Genomic DNA, 19053 nt, shown 5'->3' with positions numbered 1-19053 from the left:
AGAGGCGGAACATGACATTTGCGCTCAATATCTCGCGATCCATTTCCGGCCAGCCCTGGCGCTGGCGGGGGGGCGGCGCAGACGCGCGCGACCCGACCTATCTGCCCGATGATCTGGTGACGCAATTGCTGCTGGCGCGTGGCTGCCCGCGCGACGGGCTGGAGGCGCATCGCAACCCCACCATCCGGCAGTTCATGCCCGATCCCAGCCTGTTCCGCGACATGGACGCCGCCGCCGAACGACTGGCCGACGCCGTCCAGCGCGGCGAAGATGTCCGCATCTTCGGCGATTATGACGTCGATGGCGCCACCAGCGCCGCCCTGCTGATCCTGCTGCTGCGCGATCTGGGGCTGAACGCCCGCCCCTATATTCCCGACCGCCTGATGGAGGGCTATGGCCCCTCGGGCGAGGCGCTGGTCCGGCTGGCGGGCGAAGGCGCCACGCTGATCGTCACCGTCGATTGCGGCGCACAGGCGTTCGAGGCGCTGGCCATGGCAAAGCAGACCGGCGTCGATGTCGTCGTGGTCGACCATCATAAATGCGCGACCCAGTTGCCCGAAGCCTTCGCGCTGGTGAACCCCAACCGGCTGGACGAACATCCCGAAGCCGCCCTGCACGGCCATCTGGCCGCCGTCGGCGTCGCCTTCCTGCTCGGCGCCCGGCTGCTGAAGGCGCTCGACGCACGCGGCTGGTTCGCCGTTCGGGCCAAGCCCAATATATTGGACCTGCTGGATATCGTTGCGCTGGGCACCGTCGCGGACGTGGCGCAACTCAGAGGCCTCAACCGCGCCTTCGTGGCGCAGGGGCTCAAGGTCATGGCCAAGCGCCGCAATATCGGCCTGTCCGCCCTGATCGACGCCAGCCGCCTGACCCGCGCCCCGCTTTGCCATGATCTGGGCTTCGCGCTGGGGCCGCGCATCAACGCTGGCGGGCGTGTGGGACAGGCGGACCTTGGCGTGCGCCTGCTGACGACGACGGACCCGGCCGAAGCCGCCCGCATCGCCGCAGAGCTCGATCAGTATAATGAAGAACGCCGCGCCATCGAATCGACGGTGCAGGAACAGGCCGAGGCGCTGCTCGCCGCGCAGGGCAATCGCGCGGTCGCGGTAATCGCGGGCGAAGGCTGGCATCCCGGCGTCATCGGCATCGTCGCCGGCCGCATCAAGGAAAAGGCTGGCCGCCCGGCCATCGTCATCGCCCTTGACGACGCGGGCGTGGGCAAAGGCTCCGGCCGTTCCATTTCCGGCGTGGATCTGGGCGCGGCGGTGCTGGCGGCCAAGGATAGCGGCCTGCTGGTCGCGGGCGGAGGCCATGCCATGGCGGCGGGCCTTACCGTCGCGGCCGACCGGATCGACGCGCTGGCCGAATACCTGGACGATCGCCTGTCCGCCGCCGTCGCCAAGGCGCGGGACGACCGCGCATTGCTGATCGATGCCGTGCTGGCGCCATCGGCCGTCAACCCGGATTTCGTCGCCGCGATCGAACAGGGCGGCCCCTATGGCGCGGGCTGGCCCGCGCCCCTGATCGCCGCAGGCAAGATGCGCGTGATCAAGGCCGATGTCGTGGGCAACGGCCATCTGCGCGCGATCATGGCGGGGGATGACGGCCGCTCGATCAAGACCATCGCCTTCCGTCAGGCCGAAACCGATCTGGGCCAGGCGATCCTGGGCGCGCCGCGCGACCGGCGGCTGTGGATCGCAGGCAAGGCGAAGATCGACGATTGGGGCAGCCGCCCCGCCGCCGAACTGCATCTGGAGGACGCCGCATGGGCCGATTGAGATTAATTGCAATTTTCTTGCGCATAGGGGGTTGACCGTTTCCCCGTCCCCGCCTAATTGCGCCCTCGCTTCGCAGCGCTGCCACGGCGGCGACAACGAACGGCCCCTTCGTCTAGCGGTTAGGACGCGGCCCTTTCACGGCTGAAACACGGGTTCGATTCCCGTAGGGGTCACCATCACCTTGTGAATGCAGGGTTTTGGTGAAATTGAGTATCGGTTCCCCCAACAGATGGGGAACGCCTTTCTCCCCATCGACAAGCCTGCTTCCAGACGTAAGTCTACGCCTCCCTATTCCAGCGCCAGCAGCGCGAAGGTGGCGAGCCAATGTTCGCCCATATAGTCGCCTGCGACATGCGGCAGGCTGGCGTCGATATGCACGCGCGCGGCATCCTGCGCCAAAGCGCTGACCGGATCATCCACCCCCAGCGCCGCCGCGATCCCGCGCCAGCACCAGGCGCGGCTGAGGTTCAGCCCGTCGAGATGCGCGATCTTGCCGTCGCCGCGATCGGACACGATGGCCGGGGTGAACAGGGTCCTCGGTGTTCCTTCCCCCAGATGCGGCAGGAAATCATGGAACCAGATGGCGAAATCCGCGCCGGACAGCAGGCGGCTCATCAACAGCGCTTCGGTGAGCGCGGAGGACAGGAATTCGTCCCCACCCGGCTCCCACGCCTGACAGCCCTTGTCCTGCCCGAACCAGCCGATCGCCCGATCGCGAATCAGCGTCACCAATGCGGGATCACGCGTCTGCGCCCAGCCCAGCGCCAGCGTCAGCGCGAAGGCGATGTTGAAATGGGTGCCGACCCGCAGCGGATAGGTCAGCTTGGGCAGGAAGGCATGGAAGCGCGCGGCAAAGGCGTCGGCCAGCGGCGCGATCGCCTGCGCCCAGGGTGCGTCATGCAGCACCAGTTCCTGATGCAGCGCCAGCAGCCAAGCCCAGCCATAGGGCCGCTCAAACCCCGCGCTGAGCGGCCGGTTAAGATAGGCCAGTTCGCCCGCCACCTTGTCCGGCACCAGCATCGCGTCCGCCCACGCGCGGATTTCAGCGGCAATCTCCATGTCGGGATAAAGCCGCATCAACCGCATCACCTGCCACCAGCCATGGACGCAGCTATGCCAGTCGAAACTGCCATGGAAGATGGGGTGATGTTCGGCCGGTTCCCGCGCATCCTGCGGCCCGGCCCAGACCAGATCCATCTTATAGGGGTAGCGCCGCCCGAGATGCGACAAAGTGAGCACCGCAAAACGGCCGGCAATATCTTGGGTCAAAAGGGTCATGGGAAAGCCAGCCAGTAGATCAGGAGGATGTTGACGATCAGCAACGGAACGGCGGTGCCGACCTGCCGCTTGATGACGCCATGCTCGTCTTTCAGTTCCAGCAGGGCGGCGGGGACGAGGTTGAAATTGGCGGCCATGGGCGTCAGCAATGTGCCGCAAAAGCCCGCCAGCATCCCGATCGCGCAGACCACGGCGGGATCGCCATGATAGGTGTGGATCAACAGCGGAATGCCGATCGCCGCCGTCATCACCGGAAAGGCGGCGAAGGCATTGCCCATGATCATGGTGAAGAGCGCCATGCCCAGCCCATAGGCGATCACCGCGCCCAGCAGGCTGCCCTGCGGGATCGCCTGTTGCACGATGCCGCCCACGACATCGCCGACGCCCGCCAGAGCGAAGACAGCGCCCAGGCTGGCCAGCATCTGCGGCAGGATCGCCGCCCAGCCGACACTGTCCATCAGGCGCCGCCCCTGTTCCAGCGGCACCATCGGCCCGGCGCGCAACCACAGGCATCCCGTGACCATGGCGATCAGCACGCCCAGCGCCAGCGCGATCAGCGTCGCCTGTTTCCCGTCGAACCAGTCGGGCGCCTGCTTGAACAGGATCGTGCCAAGCAGCGCCGTAGCGGGGATGATCAGCGCGATGACGAACAGCCGATTGCCGAATTTCGCTGCCCGTGCTTGACGCACCTCCAACGGCACCGCGCCATCGCTGCGCCCCAGTCGCCCCAGCACGCCCAGAGCCACCAGCCCCAGCACCAAGATACCGTTGCCCAGATCGCCAAGCCGGTCGCCCGCCCACATGCTGAGCGCCAGCAACGCCCAGAAGGCGGCGTTGACCGGCCGTTCGCGCGCGCCGAGCAGCGCATAGGCGGCAAAGATAGCCCCGGCGATGGCATAGACCCAGTGGAGCGTGATCATGCTGCCCTGGCTCCCCGGCCCCGCTTCAGCCGCCTGTCGAGCCGCCAGAGCCGGAAACCGTGGATCAGGAAGGCCGCGATCGCGGTCGGGATCGCCCAGACCGATAGCTGGAGCGGCTCCAGCACGATGTCATATTGCTCCAGCAGCCCCTTGATCAGAAGGATCGATCCGATCGCCAGAAAGATATCCTCGCCAAAGAACAGCCCGATATTGTCGGTCGCTGCGGCCCAGGCTTTGATTTCTTCGCGATCGCCCTCGCTCAATTCCCCGGCCTGCGCCTCAGCGGCCGCTTCGGCGATCGGCGCGACCAGCGGGCGCACCGTCTGTGGATGGCCCGCCACCGATGTCAGCCCCACCGCCGCCAGCGCCTGTCGCAGCAGCAGATAGCCGGTGAGGAAGCGGCCGACGGTCGCCCCATGCATCCGGCCGATCAGGCCCCGTGCCCGCTCCTGAAGCCCGTTCGCCTCCAGCAGGCCCACGACCGGCAGCACGATCCAGATGATGCTGACATAGCGCGCCTCGTTGAAGGCCTTGCCCAGCGCGGCGATGATCGCCAGCGGGTCCAGCCCGGCGGCAAGGCCGGTGACGATCGCCGACGCGAGGATGACCAGCAAGGGATGAAAGCGCAGCAGGAATCCCGCCACGATGATCGCGATGCCCAGCAGCACCATGCCGCTACAGCCCCGCCTCGATCGCCAGCCGGATCGCTTCGGCCGCCGTCCGCACATCCAGCGCGCGCAGCATCGCGGCGCGGTGCATCTTCACGGTGCGTTCCGTCAGGCCAAGATCAAAGGCGATCTGCTTGTTCAGCCGGCCGGCCGTCATGGCGACCAATACGGTGCGTTGCCGATCGGTCAGGGTCGCGATCCGGGCCCGCGCATCATCTCCCCGGTCGCCTTCGACCGCCATCTGCGATCCCAGGAAATAATCCAGCGTTCCGTCCGCGCCAAAGATCGGCGCGATCATCACCGCATTGCGAAAGGGCGTGCCATCCTTGCGATAATTGCGCAGTTCCACCAATATCGGCCGACGATCGCGCAGCGCCGCACGGATAATCTCCACCTGCGGCCCCGGCGGATCGTCCCCTGCCAGAAAGCGGCAGTTGCGCCCGACAATCTCGTCCCGCTGGAATCCGGTCAGCGCGGTGAAGGCATCGTTGCATTCGACGATCGGATTGTCCGGCAGGCGCGGATTGGTGATGACCGCCGCCACGGCACTTTCGGCGATCATTTCGGGCAGAGACATGGACAGGGCACCAGATGACGAAAAGGGCGCCACCAATGCGGCGCCCTTCAGCCATGTTGCCCAATCTGGACGCCAGCCGCAAGCGGCTGGATCAGGCGGGGAAATTCCCTTCGAAAGCGAAGCTCTCGATCGGCTTGCGATCGCTGGGCGCTTCGCGCGCCTGCAGCGCTTCGGGCAGCACGGCCTTGTCGCCCTGCTTGCCGATGGCGATGGCGGCTTCGATACGGAAACGATCGGGCACGCCCAGTTCGGCGCGCGCCTTGTCGAAATCCACCCCGGTCATGCCATGGGTGTGGTAGCCCAGCCGCGTCGCTTGCAACGCCAGCAGCGCCCAGGCGGCGCCGGCATCGAAGCTGTGGCTGTAGGACGGCTTATAGTCTTCGGAGCCCGGCGCCGCCATCAGCGTGTCGGACAGGACGAAGACGATGGCGCCGGCATTCTGCACCCAGCTCTGGTTGAAAGGCAGCAGGACGTCCAGGAAACGCTGCCAGTCGGCGCCATCGCGATGCGCATAGAGGAAGCGCCAGGGCTGATAGTTGAAGGCGGACGGCGCCCAGCGCGCACCATCGAAAATCGTGTCCAGATCATCCTGCGGAATGGCGGAGGAATCGAATGCGCGGGGCGACCAGCGATCGAGAAAAAGCGTATCGACGGCACGGGTTACCGCGCGGGGATTGGTAGCCATTCTATCTCCTGCAAATATGCGATGAGGGTCCGCCACCATGTAGGGGCGCCTGCATCAAATGCGAAGGGGGTCAGTGCGCCGCTTCGCAAAGGGCAGAAAGGCCCGCCTCCTGCTCCAGCGCGTCCGCATCCCGTTCCAGCAGGATGACGGCAGGCTCACGCAACAGGGCCTGCGACAGGCGCGTGCGCCAGCGGGCGAAAAGCCCGTCCTGATCCTGCATCTGATCGTCCTGCATATATCCTCCCGACCGAATCGCACGGCTTATCTACCGATGCTATAGAGAATCGGCGCGCAAGCAATGCTGGCGCGCGGGACAGAAAAGCTATGCCGGACTTTCCGCTCCGGCTTTGCCGCCCGCCTTGCGCCGATCGCACAGCATCAGGTGACAGGTGGTATCGGGCGCCGACGGCGCAGCCGGCTTGCGCTGCCAGGGCGGTTTCCAGCCCGGCGGGGCCTGCCCGCAAAAGCCCGCCACCATGGCGCCGGATGCGGCGGGACGCGGCGCGATGGTCGTGGCGACCAGCGCCGCCAGCAACAGGCCGCTACACCGCATGGCTGAACCGCTGCTCGACCGGCTGGAGATAGGCGTCGAAACAGGCGGCGATGCTGCGGGCATAGGGCAGAGCCTGCGGCGTCAGCGCCAGCCGCCCGGCAGTGACATGCACCAGCCCCAGTTGCTCGAACATGCGCAGGTCCGGCATCGCCAGCCCTTCCCCCACCTGCGCCTCGCCCCGACACAACAGCGCTTCGATCACCCGGCCGCGCCGACGATCGTCCGCGCTGCGCAGCGTGCCGCGCGATGCGGTCAGTGCCCCCGCCTCGATCCGTTCGCGCCATGGCCCCGCGCGCTTCTCATTCTGGACGATCAGATCGGGAAACTGGCTGATCGCGCTTGCCCCGAAGCCTAGCAGCACATCGGCCGGATCGTCGGTAAAGCCCTGAAAATTGCGCCGCAACCGCCCCTGCCGCACGGCGATAGCCAGCCCGTCATCCGGCCGCGCGAAATGATCGAACCCCACCGGCTGCCAGCCTGCCGCCGTCAGTTGCCGATGCCCGGCATCCGCCATCGCGAACCGCGTTGCGACATCAGGCAAATCCTGCGCATCGATCCGGCGCTGACGCGGCAGCAGTCGCGGCATATGCGCATAGCCGAACAAGGCGATGCGCGCAGGCGCCATGGCGCTGCTGGCGTCCAGCGTGGCCGCCAGATCGTCCATCGTCTGGCCGGGCAATCCGTACATCAGGTCGAACCCGGTGGCGACACCAGCCCGGGCGAAGCCCTCGACCGCCCGCTCCACCATGTCGAGCGGCTGGATGCGCCCGATCCGCGCCTGCACATGCGGCGTGAAGGTCTGCACGCCCAGATTGACCCGATCCACCCCCATCACCGCCATCGCCTCGATCCACCGGGCGTCCAGTTGGCGGGGGTCCAGTTCGACCGAAATCTGCGCGTCATGCGCCTCGAAACACAGGGTGATATGCTGGAGCAGCCGGATGAAATCGACCAGCGGCAGGGAATTGGGGCTGCCCCCGCCAAAGGCGATGCGCCCCACCCGCCCGCGCCCGCCCAGCCGCGCGGCGACCATCGCAATTTCCCGCTCCAGCGCGTCGACATAGGCGCTCAGGCGCTGCGCCTTGTTGGCGGCCCCGGTGTTGCAACCGCAATACCAGCATATGTCATGGCAATAGGGAATGTGGACATAGAGCGACAGCGCCGTGTCCTCCACCACCGCATCGAGCCGACTGGCAAGATCGGCCGCGCCGACGGCGTCGCCGAACTGCGCGGCGGTGGGATAGCTGGTGTAGCGCGGCACCGGCCGGGCCAGCAGGTCGGGATGATAGGTCCACATGCAGAGCGGCATCGCATAACCGGCCCTCCCCCTGCATTGCGCCATGTCAAATTGCGGCTTGCGCTCGATCAATGCCGACACGCGCGGCCGGGCGCAAAGGCGGGTCATCAACCAAGGGAAGGAGACCCCCCTCATGCATATCAAGGGCATAATGCTGGGCGCCGCCGCAATCGCGGGCGCACTGGCCACCCCGGCACAGGCCAGACAGGGCGACGTACTGATCCGTCTGCGCGGCATCATGGTCGCGCCCAATGAGAAGAGCAGCAGCGTCCTGCCCGGCTTTCCCGGCGAGAAGGTCAGCGTCGACAATGCGGTGACGCCGGAAATCGACTTCACCTATATGGCGACCGACCATATCGGCTTCGAACTGATCGCGGCCACCACGAAACATTCCGCCAGCGGCCGCACCGGCACGACCGGATCGCTGGGCAAGCTGGCATCGACCTGGGTGCTGCCGCCGACGCTGACGGCGCAATATCATTTCCTGCCCGAAGGCAAGATCCGCCCCTATGTCGGCGCAGGTGTGAACTACACCATCTTCTATAATGAGAAGGCGTCGAGCGCGCTGGAAGGCGCGGTGGGCGATACGAAAGTGCATATGTCCGACAGCTTCGGCGTGGCCGGGCAGGCAGGCGTCGACATCCAACTCAATGACCGGATGTTCCTCAATCTCGACGTCAAATATATCGACATGGACACGACCACGCGCCTGTCGACCACGGCGGCCGGGGTGCAGAAGGTGCGCGTCCATCTCGACCCGTTCGTCTTCGGCGTGGGCGTCGGCTTCAAGCTGTGACGCCAGAGCGGCGGCATTCCGGCCGGGATGCCGCCGCTGTCTTTCGTGATGACGGAAAAATGGCTTCAGATCGAACCCAGCGCCTTCACCTCGAAGGGCAGGCGCAGACCACCCGGTTCGGTCAGCGTCATATGACTGCCCGACCGGATCATCGCGGCTTCCAGCGACAGCGGGGCGTCTTCCGGCGCATAGGACAGCGCCCACCCCTCGGCCGTGCGCAGCAGATGGCCGTGCCGGTCCGGCTCATTGGGCCAGAAACGGCGCACGGTCGCATATTCGGGATTGTGGCCATATTCCTGCTCGTCGATCTGGCCGTCCGCACCCAGCGGCAGCCGCATCACATAGCTGCGCGCAGCGGACCCGTTGGGAAAGGCCGGCGTGCGGCCGAGTTCGAGGCGTATCGTGGTCCACGTCATGCCGGTTTGAATCCCGTTTCAAGCCCGAAAATGCTATAAGGACTATCCCTGATGGTGGTCCTACGGGGGCAGGCCTAATCCGGTCAGGAACGGATGGAGACATGTCATGAAGACGATCCTGCTGCATATCCATGACGATCTGGGCGCCGAAAGCCGGTTGCAGGCCGCCTGCGATCTGGCCCGCGCCTGTAGCGCCCATGTCCAGTGCGTCCAGGTGACGCCCATGCCCGAACTGATGGCGGCAGGGGCGCAGGATGGCATGGGCTATTCCCCGGTGATCGCGGCGGAACTCCATGCGATAGATCAGGCCTTCCGCACCCGGATCGAGGCGCGCTTCGTGCAGGAGGACGTCGCCTGGGACTGGCGCCAGATGGAGGGCGACAGCCTGCCCGGCCTGCTCGATGCGGCGAAATTGGCGGACCTGATCGTCGCCAGCCTGCCCGAAGGCGGGCGGAGCAGCCTGCAATCCCCCCTGCCAATCGCCGCCGATCTGGCGCTGGGCGGACGGACGCCGGTGCTGGCCGTGCCGCTGGAGGCGAAGGGCTTTGCCGTCACCGGCCGCGCGCTGGTGGCGTGGGACGGATCGCATCCCGCCGGGGCCGCGCTGCGCGCAGCAGTGCCGCTGCTCAAGCTGGCGGAGGCGGTCGACATCGTGACCGTGGAGGATCGCGACACGCCCTTTCCTGCGATCGATGCGCCGGAATATCTGGCCCGCCATGGCATAAAGGCGCAATTGCACAGTTGGCCGCGCGCCGACCGGACGACCGATATCGCCCTGCGGGAAGCGATCGCCACCTTGGGTGCCGACTGGGTCGTGATGGGCGCCTTTGGCCATGGCCGCTGGCGCGAACTGATCTTCGGTGGCGTCACTCGCTCGCTGCTGCGCACCGCGCCCGTGCCGCTCTTGCTGGCGCACTGAAAGGACGGCATGGAAGGCGCATGGCGGTAGCGGATGATGACAGCGACGCACTTACGAATGCGCATAGTCTGGAACAGGCGCTGCTGGGATCGATCCTAGCGACGGTGCCCGATGCGCTGATCGTGATCGACCTGCGCGGGCGGATCGTGTCGTTCAGCGCGGCGGCACAGCGCATGTTCCAATATGCCGAAAGCGACGTGCTGGGCGAGAATATCTCGATGCTGATGCCCTCCCCCGACCGGGAACGGCATGACGGCTATATCGAGCATTATCGCACCACCGGCGAAAAGCGGATCATCGGCGTCGGTCGCCTCACCAGCGCGCGGCGGCGGGACGGTTCCACCTTTCCGATCGAATTGTCGGTGGGCGAAGTGCAGGATCAGGGGCAGCGGCTGTTCACCGGCTTCATCCGCGACCTTACCGAGCGGCAACAGGCCGAACGGCGGGTCGCCGACCTGCAATCCGAGCTCGCCCATGCCAGCCGGGTGACGGCGATGGGCACGCTGGCGTCCGCGCTGGCGCATGAACTGAACCAGCCGCTGACCGCGATCGCCAATTATATGGAGGCAGGGCGCGACCTGCTCGCCATGCCGGGCGAGGTCGACCGCGAGATGCTGGGCGAGGCGATGGATGAAAGCGCAAAACAGGCGCTGCGCGCGGGCGAGATCATCCGGTCGCTGCGCGAGTTCATCAAGCGCGGCGAAACCGTGCGCCAGCCCGAACCGATGCGCGCGCTGCTGGCGGAAGGGGCGGCACTGGCCTTCATCGGCACCGACAGCCGCGGCATCGACATGGACGTGCAGGTCGACCGCGCCGTCGACCATGTGCTGGTCAACCGGGTGCAGTTGCAGCAGGTCATCATCAACCTCGTCAGGAATGCGGTCGAAGCGATGGAGGGCCGCCCGGTCCGCATCCTGCGCCTGACGGCCATACCGGTGGAGGATGGCAAGGTGGAGGTGGTGGTCGCCGATTCCGGGCCGGGTCTCAGCCCCGACATGTCGCGCACGCTCTTCACCCCCTTCACCACCAGCAAGGCGACCGGCATGGGCGTGGGCCTGTCGATCAGCCAGACCATAGTCGAAGGCCATGGCGGCCGCATCTGGGCGACCCCCTCCCCCTGGGGCGGGACCGCCTTTCATTTCACCCTGGACCGCGCGGACGAAGAATGAGCGACACCTATCCCATTTATGTCGTGGACGATGACGAGGCGATCCGCCGGTCCCTGTCCTTCCTGCTCAAGACCAGCGGCTTTGCCGTCACCCTGTTCGACGGCGGCCTGCCCTTCCTGAAGGAGGCCGCCGACCTGCCGCAGGGCTGCGTGCTGCTGGACGTGCGCATGCCCGACATGGACGGGCTGGAGGTGCAGCGCGAATTGCGCGCGCGCGGCGTGATGCTGCCGGTCGTGATCATGACCGGCCATGGCGACGTCGACATGGCGGTCGCGGCGATGAAGGCCGGAGCCAGCGATTTCATCGAAAAGCCGTTCGACAAGCAATCGCTGCTCGCCTGTATCGAGGCGGCCCGCAAACAATCGGTGGCCGCACGCGGGGCAAGCGCCCGCGCGCAGGAAGCACAGGCGCGCCTTAACGTCCTGACCGACCGGGAACGCGACGTACTGGATGGCCTCGTCGAGGGGCTACCCAATAAGAGCATCGCCTATGACCTGGGCATCAGCCCCCGCACAGTGGAAATCCACCGCGCCAACCTGATGCAGAAGCTGGAAGTGAAGAGCCTGGCCGAAGCGCTGCGGATTGCCTTCCACGCCGGGGATGGCGCGGAGGCGACAGGCGGGTAGAGCACATAAGCGGATCCTGTTCCCGCTCCCGCAGGCGAGACGGTTGCGAAGGTACCGGACCAAGGCCGGATTGCTGTAGACGGGTGCCCTTGTTGGCTTTTGAGGGAGATGCGCGGGTCATAGCGGTTAGGCCAGGCCATATCCCGATGGCGATAGCGCCTGCATCAGGCGCGCATCGTTCAGCGTCCACTGCCGCACGCTCAACCGGCATGTGTCAAGCCAACCAGCTACCCCTGTACGTCCTCGTCACCAAGCGACCTTTCGGACAAGTCGCGCAGATACAAAAAAGGGCGGTCCGTTCGGGTACCGCCCCTTTCCATTCACAAGTCGCGCCTCAATCAGGCGCCAAAGCGTTCCCGCAAGCCCAGCATGGCGATCGCCGCCTTGGCCGCTTCGCCGCCCTTGTCCTTCTGGTCGGGGCGGGCGCGGACCAGCGCCTGTTCTTCATTCTCGACGGTCAGGATGCCGTTGCCGATCGGGATCGCGTCCATGCTCAGCGCCATCAGGCCGCGGGCGCTTTCGTTCGACACCACTTCGAAATGATAGGTTTCGCCGCGGATCACCACGCCGATCGCGACGAAGCCGTCATAGCGGCCGGTTTCCGCCGCCAGCGCCACCGCGCCCGGGATTTCCAGCGCGCCCGGCACCGTAACCACCTCATATTTATGGCCGGCCTCGTCCAGCGCGGCCTTCGCGCCTTCGATCAGCAGGTCGTTGAGATGGTCGTAGAAGCGGGCTTCGACGATCAGGAATTTCGCCATGTCTTGGTTCCTTACAGCTCGATCGGGCGCTGCCCAACCACGGAGAGGTCATAGCCGTCAAGCGCGATCAGGCTGTGCTGGGTGTTGGACAGCAGAATCATGTCATGCACGCCCAGTTCGGCGAGCAACTGCGCGCCGACGCCATAATTGCGCAATTCGTCCATCCCGGCAGGCGCCTTGCCCGCATGCGCTTCGACACAGCGGGTGACGAAATTGCCGTCTTCATTGCCGGTCAGGATCACGATCAGGCCGGCGCCTTCACGACCGATGATGTCCATCGACCGGGCGAGCATGTCGCCCCGCGGCCCTTCCGCGCCATAAACATCGTCCAGCAGCGACAGCTGATGCATGCGCACCAGCGTCGGCTGGTCGGGCACGACATGGCCCTTCTGCAACACCAGCTGTTCGCTCTGCGTCGCCTTGTTGTAGAAGCTGATCGCCTTCCAGTCGCCGCCCCACTTGCTGTGGAAAGTCGTTTCGGACCGGCGCTCGACCATATGGTCGTGGCGGCGGCGATAGGCGATCAGGTCGCGGATCGTGCCGATCTTGAGTTTATGCTTCTGCGCGAAGACGATCAGGTCGTCGAGCCGCGCCATCGTGCCGTCATCCTTCATGACTTCGCAGATGACGCCCGACGGGTTCAGGCCAGCCAGCCGCGCGACATCCACCGCCGCTTCGGTATGGCCGGTGCGCACCAGCACGCCGCCATCCTTGGCGATCAGCGGGAAGACATGGCCGGGCGTGACGATATCCGCCTTGCCCTTCGCGCCGTCGATCGCGACGGAGACGGTGCGGGCACGGTCGGCGGCGCTGATGCCGGTGGTCACGCCTTCGCGCGCCTCGATCGACACGGTGAAGGCGGTTTCGTGGCGGGTGCCGTTGTTGCGGCTCATCAGGTCCAGACCCAGATGCTCGACCCGCTGGCGCGTCATGGCGAGGCAGATCAGGCCACGGCCATGGGTGGCCATGAAATTGATCGCATCGGGCGTCGCCATCTGCGCGGGGATGACCAGATCGCCCTCATTCTCGCGATCCTCGTCATCGACCAGAATGAACATGCGGCCGTTGCGGGCTTCGTTGATGATTTCTTCCGGGCTGGCGAGCGCGGTGCCGCCCTCGCGCTTCAAGAGATAGGCTTCCAGCTTGCCCAGCGTGTCCGCCGTCGGGTTCCAGTCGCTTTCGCCCAGCTTGCGCAGGCTATTGGCGTGCAGGCCGGCGGCGCGCGCCAGACCGGATCGGGACATGCCGCCATCGGTGACGAGGCTGCGGACGGAATCGAGAAGCGCGGACGACATGATATACTCCTTCCCTTGACGGGGTGGCCAGCATATCACATTGCAATGTGATTATTTCAAGTGAGAAATCACAATAAGAGCGCGTCTCCCGGTTATTCTATCGCCACTAACAGGATTATGCCCTGGAGCGCAGGCTCTGCATCCGGTCCAGATAGCGGGCCAGCACATCAATCTCCAGATTGAAGGCACGACCTTCGGCCAACTGGTCCAGCGTGGTCGCGGCGGCGGTATGCGGAATGATGTTCAGGCCGAAATGCACGCTGCCATCGGCCTGATCCTCGACCGCATTCACCGTCAGCGAAATGCCGTCGACCGTGATCGATCCCTTGGCCGCCAGCGCCGCCGCCAGTTCCTGTGGCGCGCGGATGACCAGCCGGGTCGAATCGCCTTCGCGGGTTGCCGACACCAGATGGCCGATGCCGTCGACATGGCCGGTCACGATATGCCCGCCCAGTTCGTCGCCGACCTTCAGCGCGCGCTCCAGATTCAGCCGGCCACCCTCTGCCCACAGGCCCGGCGCGGTGCGGGCGACGGTTTCCGCCGACAGGTCGACCGCGAACCAGTCCGCGCCCTTTTCCACCACCGTCAGGCACGCGCCCGAACAGGCGATCGACGCGCCGATCGCCACGCCATCCATTGCATAGGTGCAGCCGATGACCAGCCGCAGGTCGCCGCGCTGCTCATGGCTGCGGATGGTGCCGATGTCGGTGATGATGCCGGTGAACATGTGCCAATCCAATCTTCCGTTCGCCCTGAGCGAAGTCGAAGGGCAGCACCGAACGCAGGGAGGTGTCTTCGCTTCGCTCAGCCATGGGCTTCGACTTCGCTCAGCCCGAACGGGTGAGTTCGGGGCTGATCTAGGCGCTCCGCGTCCGCTCGTAAACCTCCAGCCGGTCGACACCCAGAGCGCGCGCGTCGCTCATGCGCCAGCGGCCATGCGCGTGCGGCAGGTCGGCGAGGCCAATGTCGCCGATCCCCGCCAGCCCCGCGCCCACGATGATCGGTGCACGATAGAGCATCAACCGGTCTACCAGATCGTCCCGCAGGAAAGCGGCGGCCGTTTCCGCGCCGCCCTCCACCAGCAGATGATCGACCCGATCGAGCGTCGCGATCTCTTCCGGCGCGCCGATCCGGCTCCAGCCGTCGGGCGCATTCCCGCGCGTCAGCAGCAACCGGCGCGGCGAACGATCCTCCAGCCCCGCCAGCCGCACATCCAACCTGGGCGCGTCGGCGCGCAGCGTGCCGCCGCCTACCAATATCGCGTCATGCCGCGCCCGCTCCATATGCGCATGCGCGCGGGCATCCGGCCCGGTGATCCAGCGGCTGGATCCGTCCGCCAGCGCGATCCGCCCGTCGAGCGAGAGGCCGAGCTTCAGCGTCACATGCGGCCGCCCCAGCGTCTGGCGCAGCACGAACCCCGCCATCGCCTCCGCCGCTTCCTGCGCCATCAGCCCCATTTCGACGACAATGCCCCGGTCGCGCAGCCAGGCCGCGCCTTGCCCGTCGGTGCGCGGATCGGGATCGCGCAGCGCGATCACCACCCGCGCGACGCCGGCACGGGCCATCAGGTCGGCGCAGCGCGGCCCGCGCGGGCTGAGGTGAAAACAGGGTTCCAGCGTCACATAGGCGGTGGCCCCGCGCGCCCGGTCCATCGCCTGTTCCAGCGCCTGCGCCTCGGCATGGGGGCGGCCGCCTTTCTGGGTCCAGCCGCGCCCGACGACATGCCCGTCCTTCACGATCAGGCAGCCGACATTGGGATTGGGGGTGGAAAGGCCGCGCCCGCGCCCCGACAGCGCGATGGCGGCGGCCATATAGCGCCGGTCCTGCGCGGCGGTCGTTGCGGGCAGGGGCGGCTTGCTCAGGGCTGCGCGGCTCCGGCCGACGGTGCAGCAGCGGTTTTGGGCGCGGTCTTTTCCGCCGCTTCCGCCTTGGCCAGCCGGTCGTCCAGCAGCGCGTCGATGGCCTTCACCGCTTCCTTGCGTTTGGCGGAGTTACGGGCTTCTTCCTCCCGCCATTCGATACCGAAGGCGTCGGCAAAGCCCTGCATCTTCTTCTGCTGCTTGACCAGCGCCGATTCGCGCTTGGCGAAATCGATCTTCTGCTGCAAAATCACCGCTGCGTCGGACCGGTTCGCATCCCAGCTTTGCACATAGATGATCTTGTTGCGCGTCGGCATCGTATTGGTGTTCGCGTCGATGACGAACGTCCAGATAATCACCCATGTCAGGGCGATCGACAGGCCCAGCAACGGCCATTTATGCTGCCGCTGCTGTTTGAAATAGCCCCAGAAGTCGCCGAGCGCACTTTTTGGGGAAACGGGACGGGGAAAGATCGCCATGCCGCCCTTATAGGACAGGGCGGGCGCAGATGCAAAATGCTCCATGATGCTTCCCATGGAAATTCCAATCCCCCACTGCGACGGCAGCAAATCAGCACCAACAGCCTTTTGCAATGATCTCGCTTGCGGAAAGGGGAGCAAAACTGCACCCTCCGCTAGAGTGAGATGAGATTGACTTGACCCACGCCGTCATTGCGAGCGCAGCGGGCCGAAGGCGAGCAAAGCCCAACCAATCCAATGGCGCGCTCATGGATTGCTTCGCTGCGCTCGCAATGACGATTCAATGTGAAGTCATCCCGCTCTAGCCACCCAAAATCGTCCGTACCTTCAAGGCATCAACCGCCGCCGCCCTTCCCACAAATGCCAACGCATCGCGAGCGCGGCGCCTTCGGAGTCCTGGGCGCGGATGGCGGCGACGATCTGTTGATGTTCGCGCAGCATCGTCGCGATCACTTCGGGCGGGCGGGAGCGACTGATGTCGACGCCGGCGCGCATGATCTTGTCGACATCGGCATGGAGCGCGTCGAAGGCGATCAGGAAGGCCGGGTTGCCGGTCGCCTCGGCAATGCGGCGGTGCAGTTCCATATCCTCGGCGTGGGCGGGTTCGCTCGACAGGAGAGCGATGCGCAGCATCTCCATCCCTTCCTCGACATGCGCCATTTCCAGCGCGCTGCGGCGGGTGGCGGCGAGGCGCGCAGCCTCCGCCTCCAGCACGAAGCGGACTTCATAGCTGCCCAGCGTCGCGGGCAGTTCGGTCGCGGGCATGAAGGCGGCGAGGCGCTGCGACGGGCGGCTCTTCACGAAGGAGCCGGCGCCCCGGCGCGCTTCGGTAATGCCGTCCGAAGCGAGGCGGACCAGCGCTTCGCGCACGATCGCGCGGGATACGCCGAACCGCTCGGCCAGCGCCGCCTCCGACGGCAGGCGGGCGCCGACTTCCAGATCCTGGTCGTTGATGATCTCGACAATGCCGGCATAGGCATGGTCGGACAGCCGGACCTGGTTCATCGGCGCACCTGTGGATCGCTGGGCAACATTCTGTGCCTCCTAGTCAGAAGATGCTGCTCGCGACAAGCACGAGGAGCAGGCCGACCACCGCGACCACGGTTTCCATGATCGACCAGGTCTTGAACGTGCCGGACATGTCCGTGCCGAGATAGGATTTGACCAGCCAGAAGCCGGGATCGTTGACGTGGGAGAAGAAGAGCGAGCCCGCGCCGATCGCCAGCACCATCCATTCGGGCTCCACGCCCGATGCGGCGACCAGCCCCTGCATCACGCCCGCGGTGGTGATGGTGGCAACCGTGGCCGAACCGGTGGCGAGGCGGATGCAGACCGACACGCCCCACGCGAGCAGGATCGGCGAAATCGCGCCGCCTGCGGCGAATCGGACCAGCAGGTCGGAGAGGCCCGCCGTGACCAGCACCTGCTTGAGCGCGCCGCCCGCGCCGATCGCCAGGATGATGCCGCCGGCCGGGATCATCGCTTCGGACCAGATGGCGTTCTGAATCTTCGCGTCGGTGATGCGGCGGCCGAACAACAGAGGCAGCGCGACCAGCACCGCGATCAGCAGCGCGACGACGGGATCGCTGACCCAGCCGAGCCAGTGGAAATGCGGCGCGACGGCGGGTGGCAGCAGCGCCACCGCCTGTCCGGCGGCGATCAGGACGACCGGCAGCAGCACGGCGGCCAGCGCGCGGCCGACCGAAGGGGTGGCGACATCGACCTTCACCGGATCGAGCAAGGGCGGGTTGAGCTTTACACCGGGGGCGGTGAAGCGGGCGAGCACGGGACCGGCGATGATCGCGGTGGGGATGCCGACGATCAGGCCATAGACGAGGGCGAGGCCGAGATTGGCGCCGAGCGCGTTGACCGCGAGCAAGGGGCCGGGATGCGGCGGCACCAGCGCATGGACCACCGACAGGCCCGACAGCGCGGGCAGCATCAGTTTGAGCTTTGCCGTATCGCCATTCTGTCCGGCAGGGAGCGCGGCGGCGGCCGACGCAACGATCGGCAGCAGCAGGACGAGGCCGGTTTCGAAGAAGAGCGGCAGGCCGATGACGATGGCGGTGAACAGGCTGGCCCAAGGGGCGCCCTTTACGCCCGAGATACGCAACGCCGCGCGGGCGAGGCCGCCGGCGCCGTCCGACAATTGCAGCATCGCGCCGAGGCCCAGGCCCAATGCCACGACGAGGCCGGTGCCGCCGAGGATACTGCCCGCGCCCTTCTCAACCGCCTTGGCCGTGTCCTCCATCGGCAGGCCGGCGATCAGGCCGACGGTGAAGGCGCCGCAGAGCAAGCCGACAAAGGGGTGCAGGCGGCCGCGAATGATCAGGGCGATGGAAAGGGCAATGCCGATGATGGCGGCGATCAGCAGGCGATAGTCGGCAGGCGTCATCGGCGCGCCTCCTGACGGATCAGAACTGGTCCGCATGCTGCCGATCGACGAAATGGTAACGCCATCCCCACCCTCTCCCTGACTTTGTTCGATCGATGATCCGACGGGCGAATCCCGAAAATCTGTTAGACAGCTTATACGCGGAATTTCGGGTTAAACTAGAATAAATCCCGATTCACGCGAATTTTTGCTTGAACCTGTCTGACTGATTCCACTATCGTTAGCGCTAACGAATCTAAGGACAGTCCGGCCAAGATGGGGCTGCCTCGGCAGATCGAAAAGGGAGAGGATCGATGCATATCGCGACGGATTTGCACCATATACCCGATCGTCAGGATCGCTACGCCCCGGAACCCCCGCACCTTACGCCGACCCAGATCAAGGTCATGCGCTGCGTGCATTCGGGCCTGTTGAACAAGCAGATCGCCTATGAACTGGGCATGGCGGAGGCGACGGTGAAGGTTCATATGACCGCGCTGATGCGCAAGCTGAATGTCCGCAACCGGACCCAGGTGGCGATTGCCGCCGGGCATTTCGGCTGGATGCGCCCGACGCTGGGCCACGCCGCCGACTGACATTCCT

At 66.0% G+C, this 19053-nt stretch carries 22 protein-coding genes and 1 tRNA gene; 7 read left to right on the top strand and 16 right to left on the bottom strand.

From position 1 onward, the window contains the following. Positions 1-11 precede the first annotated feature (11 nt). Positions 12-1778 carry a single-stranded-DNA-specific exonuclease RecJ gene (gene recJ, locus BMX92_RS16740; protein ID WP_093018551.1) on the top strand — a complete coding sequence of 589 codons (1767 nt, stop codon included), beginning with the start codon at positions 12-14 and terminating at the stop codon, positions 1776-1778. A 101-nt stretch (positions 1779-1879) separates the two neighbouring features. Next, positions 1880-1954 (top strand) — tRNA-Glu (locus BMX92_RS16735). Positions 1955-2066: 112 nt separating this feature from the next. On the opposite strand, the gene BMX92_RS16730 is transcribed toward BMX92_RS16735, so the two are convergent. The 8 genes from BMX92_RS16730 to hemN form a co-directional block, all read right to left on the bottom strand. Then, positions 2067-3056 carry a DUF2891 domain-containing protein gene (locus tag BMX92_RS16730; RefSeq protein ID WP_093018549.1) on the bottom strand — a complete coding sequence of 330 codons (990 nt, stop codon included), beginning with the start codon at positions 3054-3056 and terminating at the stop codon, positions 2067-2069. Next, a complete protein-coding gene (locus tag BMX92_RS16725) occupies positions 3053-3976 on the bottom strand; it encodes a DUF979 domain-containing protein (protein WP_093018547.1) in 924 nt (307 codons plus the stop codon). The genes BMX92_RS16730 and BMX92_RS16725 overlap by 4 nt, the downstream gene beginning before the upstream one ends. Further along, positions 3973-4647 carry a DUF969 domain-containing protein gene (locus tag BMX92_RS16720; protein WP_093018545.1) on the bottom strand — a complete coding sequence of 225 codons (675 nt, stop codon included), beginning with the start codon at positions 4645-4647 and terminating at the stop codon, positions 3973-3975. The genes BMX92_RS16725 and BMX92_RS16720 overlap by 4 nt, the downstream gene beginning before the upstream one ends. A 4-nt stretch (positions 4648-4651) precedes the next feature. Next, positions 4652-5221: a PAS domain-containing protein gene (locus BMX92_RS16715; protein WP_177185102.1), complete on the bottom strand. Its 570-nt coding sequence runs from the start codon at positions 5219-5221 to the stop codon at positions 4652-4654. 91 nt (positions 5222-5312) lie between these two features. Further along, a complete protein-coding gene (locus tag BMX92_RS16710) occupies positions 5313-5906 on the bottom strand; it encodes a nitroreductase family protein (RefSeq protein WP_093018543.1) in 594 nt (197 codons plus the stop codon). A gap of 70 nt (positions 5907-5976) precedes the next feature. Then, positions 5977-6141: a hypothetical protein gene (locus tag BMX92_RS27420; protein WP_177185095.1), complete on the bottom strand. Its 165-nt coding sequence runs from the start codon at positions 6139-6141 to the stop codon at positions 5977-5979. Positions 6142-6228: 87 nt separating this feature from the next. Next, positions 6229-6459, bottom strand: coding sequence for a hypothetical protein (locus BMX92_RS16705; protein ID WP_093018541.1), 231 nt, complete (start codon positions 6457-6459; stop codon positions 6229-6231). Continuing rightward, positions 6449-7756 (bottom strand): oxygen-independent coproporphyrinogen III oxidase, encoded by a 1308-nt coding sequence (hemN, locus tag BMX92_RS16700; protein ID WP_093018658.1) that lies wholly within the window; start codon positions 7754-7756, stop codon positions 6449-6451. Before hemN ends, BMX92_RS16705 begins: the two co-directional genes overlap by 11 nt. Before the next feature lie 133 nt (positions 7757-7889). Here hemN and BMX92_RS16695 point away from each other — a divergent pair, with 133 nt between their 5' ends. Beyond that, a complete protein-coding gene (locus BMX92_RS16695) occupies positions 7890-8552 on the top strand; it encodes an OmpW/AlkL family protein (protein ID WP_093018656.1) in 663 nt (220 codons plus the stop codon). Between the two features lie 65 nt (positions 8553-8617). Here the strand turns inward: BMX92_RS16695 and BMX92_RS16690 are convergent, their stop codons facing one another. Next, on the bottom strand, positions 8618-8968 hold the full coding sequence (locus tag BMX92_RS16690) for a hypothetical protein (protein WP_093018539.1): 351 nt from the start codon (positions 8966-8968) through the stop codon (positions 8618-8620). Positions 8969-9074: 106 nt separating this feature from the next. Here BMX92_RS16690 and BMX92_RS16685 point away from each other — a divergent pair, with 106 nt between their 5' ends. The 3 genes from BMX92_RS16685 to fixJ are packed head-to-tail and all read left to right on the top strand — an operon-like array spanning position 9075 to position 11682. Further along, complete coding sequence (locus BMX92_RS16685; protein ID WP_093018537.1) at positions 9075-9887, top strand: universal stress protein; 813 nt, start codon at positions 9075-9077, stop codon at positions 9885-9887. A gap of 20 nt (positions 9888-9907) precedes the next feature. Beyond that, complete coding sequence (locus BMX92_RS16680) at positions 9908-11056, top strand: sensor histidine kinase (RefSeq protein WP_093018535.1); 1149 nt, start codon at positions 9908-9910, stop codon at positions 11054-11056. Continuing rightward, positions 11053-11682 (top strand): response regulator FixJ, encoded by a 630-nt coding sequence (fixJ, locus tag BMX92_RS16675; protein ID WP_093018533.1) that lies wholly within the window; start codon positions 11053-11055, stop codon positions 11680-11682. Before BMX92_RS16680 ends, fixJ begins: the two co-directional genes overlap by 4 nt. A gap of 338 nt (positions 11683-12020) precedes the next feature. Here the strand turns inward: fixJ and ribH are convergent, their stop codons facing one another. From ribH to BMX92_RS16640, 7 genes are all read right to left on the bottom strand, one after another. Further along, on the bottom strand, positions 12021-12443 hold the full coding sequence (gene ribH / locus BMX92_RS16670) for a 6,7-dimethyl-8-ribityllumazine synthase (RefSeq protein WP_093018531.1): 423 nt from the start codon (positions 12441-12443) through the stop codon (positions 12021-12023). An 11-nt stretch (positions 12444-12454) separates the two neighbouring features. Then, positions 12455-13738 carry a 3,4-dihydroxy-2-butanone-4-phosphate synthase gene (gene ribB / locus BMX92_RS16665; RefSeq protein ID WP_093018529.1) on the bottom strand — a complete coding sequence of 428 codons (1284 nt, stop codon included), beginning with the start codon at positions 13736-13738 and terminating at the stop codon, positions 12455-12457. 115 nt (positions 13739-13853) lie between these two features. Then, positions 13854-14465 (bottom strand): riboflavin synthase, encoded by a 612-nt coding sequence (locus tag BMX92_RS16660; protein ID WP_093018527.1) that lies wholly within the window; start codon positions 14463-14465, stop codon positions 13854-13856. 130 nt (positions 14466-14595) lie between these two features. Next, positions 14596-15585 (bottom strand): bifunctional diaminohydroxyphosphoribosylaminopyrimidine deaminase/5-amino-6-(5-phosphoribosylamino)uracil reductase RibD, encoded by a 990-nt coding sequence (ribD, locus tag BMX92_RS16655; RefSeq protein WP_256213478.1) that lies wholly within the window; start codon positions 15583-15585, stop codon positions 14596-14598. 11 nt (positions 15586-15596) lie between these two features. Continuing rightward, positions 15597-16121, bottom strand: a complete 525-nt coding sequence (locus BMX92_RS16650; RefSeq protein WP_093018654.1) for a hypothetical protein — start codon at positions 16119-16121, stop codon at positions 15597-15599. Between the two features lie 282 nt (positions 16122-16403). Next, positions 16404-17081 carry a FadR/GntR family transcriptional regulator gene (locus BMX92_RS16645; protein ID WP_093018523.1) on the bottom strand — a complete coding sequence of 226 codons (678 nt, stop codon included), beginning with the start codon at positions 17079-17081 and terminating at the stop codon, positions 16404-16406. A gap of 43 nt (positions 17082-17124) precedes the next feature. Beyond that, positions 17125-18471 (bottom strand): GntT/GntP/DsdX family permease, encoded by a 1347-nt coding sequence (locus BMX92_RS16640; protein WP_093018521.1) that lies wholly within the window; start codon positions 18469-18471, stop codon positions 17125-17127. 293 nt (positions 18472-18764) lie between these two features. Here BMX92_RS16640 and BMX92_RS16635 point away from each other — a divergent pair, with 293 nt between their 5' ends. Further along, entirely contained in the window at positions 18765-19046 is a 282-nt protein-coding gene (locus BMX92_RS16635; protein WP_093018519.1) for a helix-turn-helix domain-containing protein, read from the top strand. Positions 19047-19053 lie beyond the last annotated feature (7 nt).

The sequence above is a fragment of the Sphingobium sp. YR768 genome, from assembly GCF_900111125.1.
Classification (GTDB): domain Bacteria; phylum Pseudomonadota; class Alphaproteobacteria; order Sphingomonadales; family Sphingomonadaceae; genus Sphingobium.
This window is presented reverse-complemented; position numbering and strand designations above follow the sequence as displayed.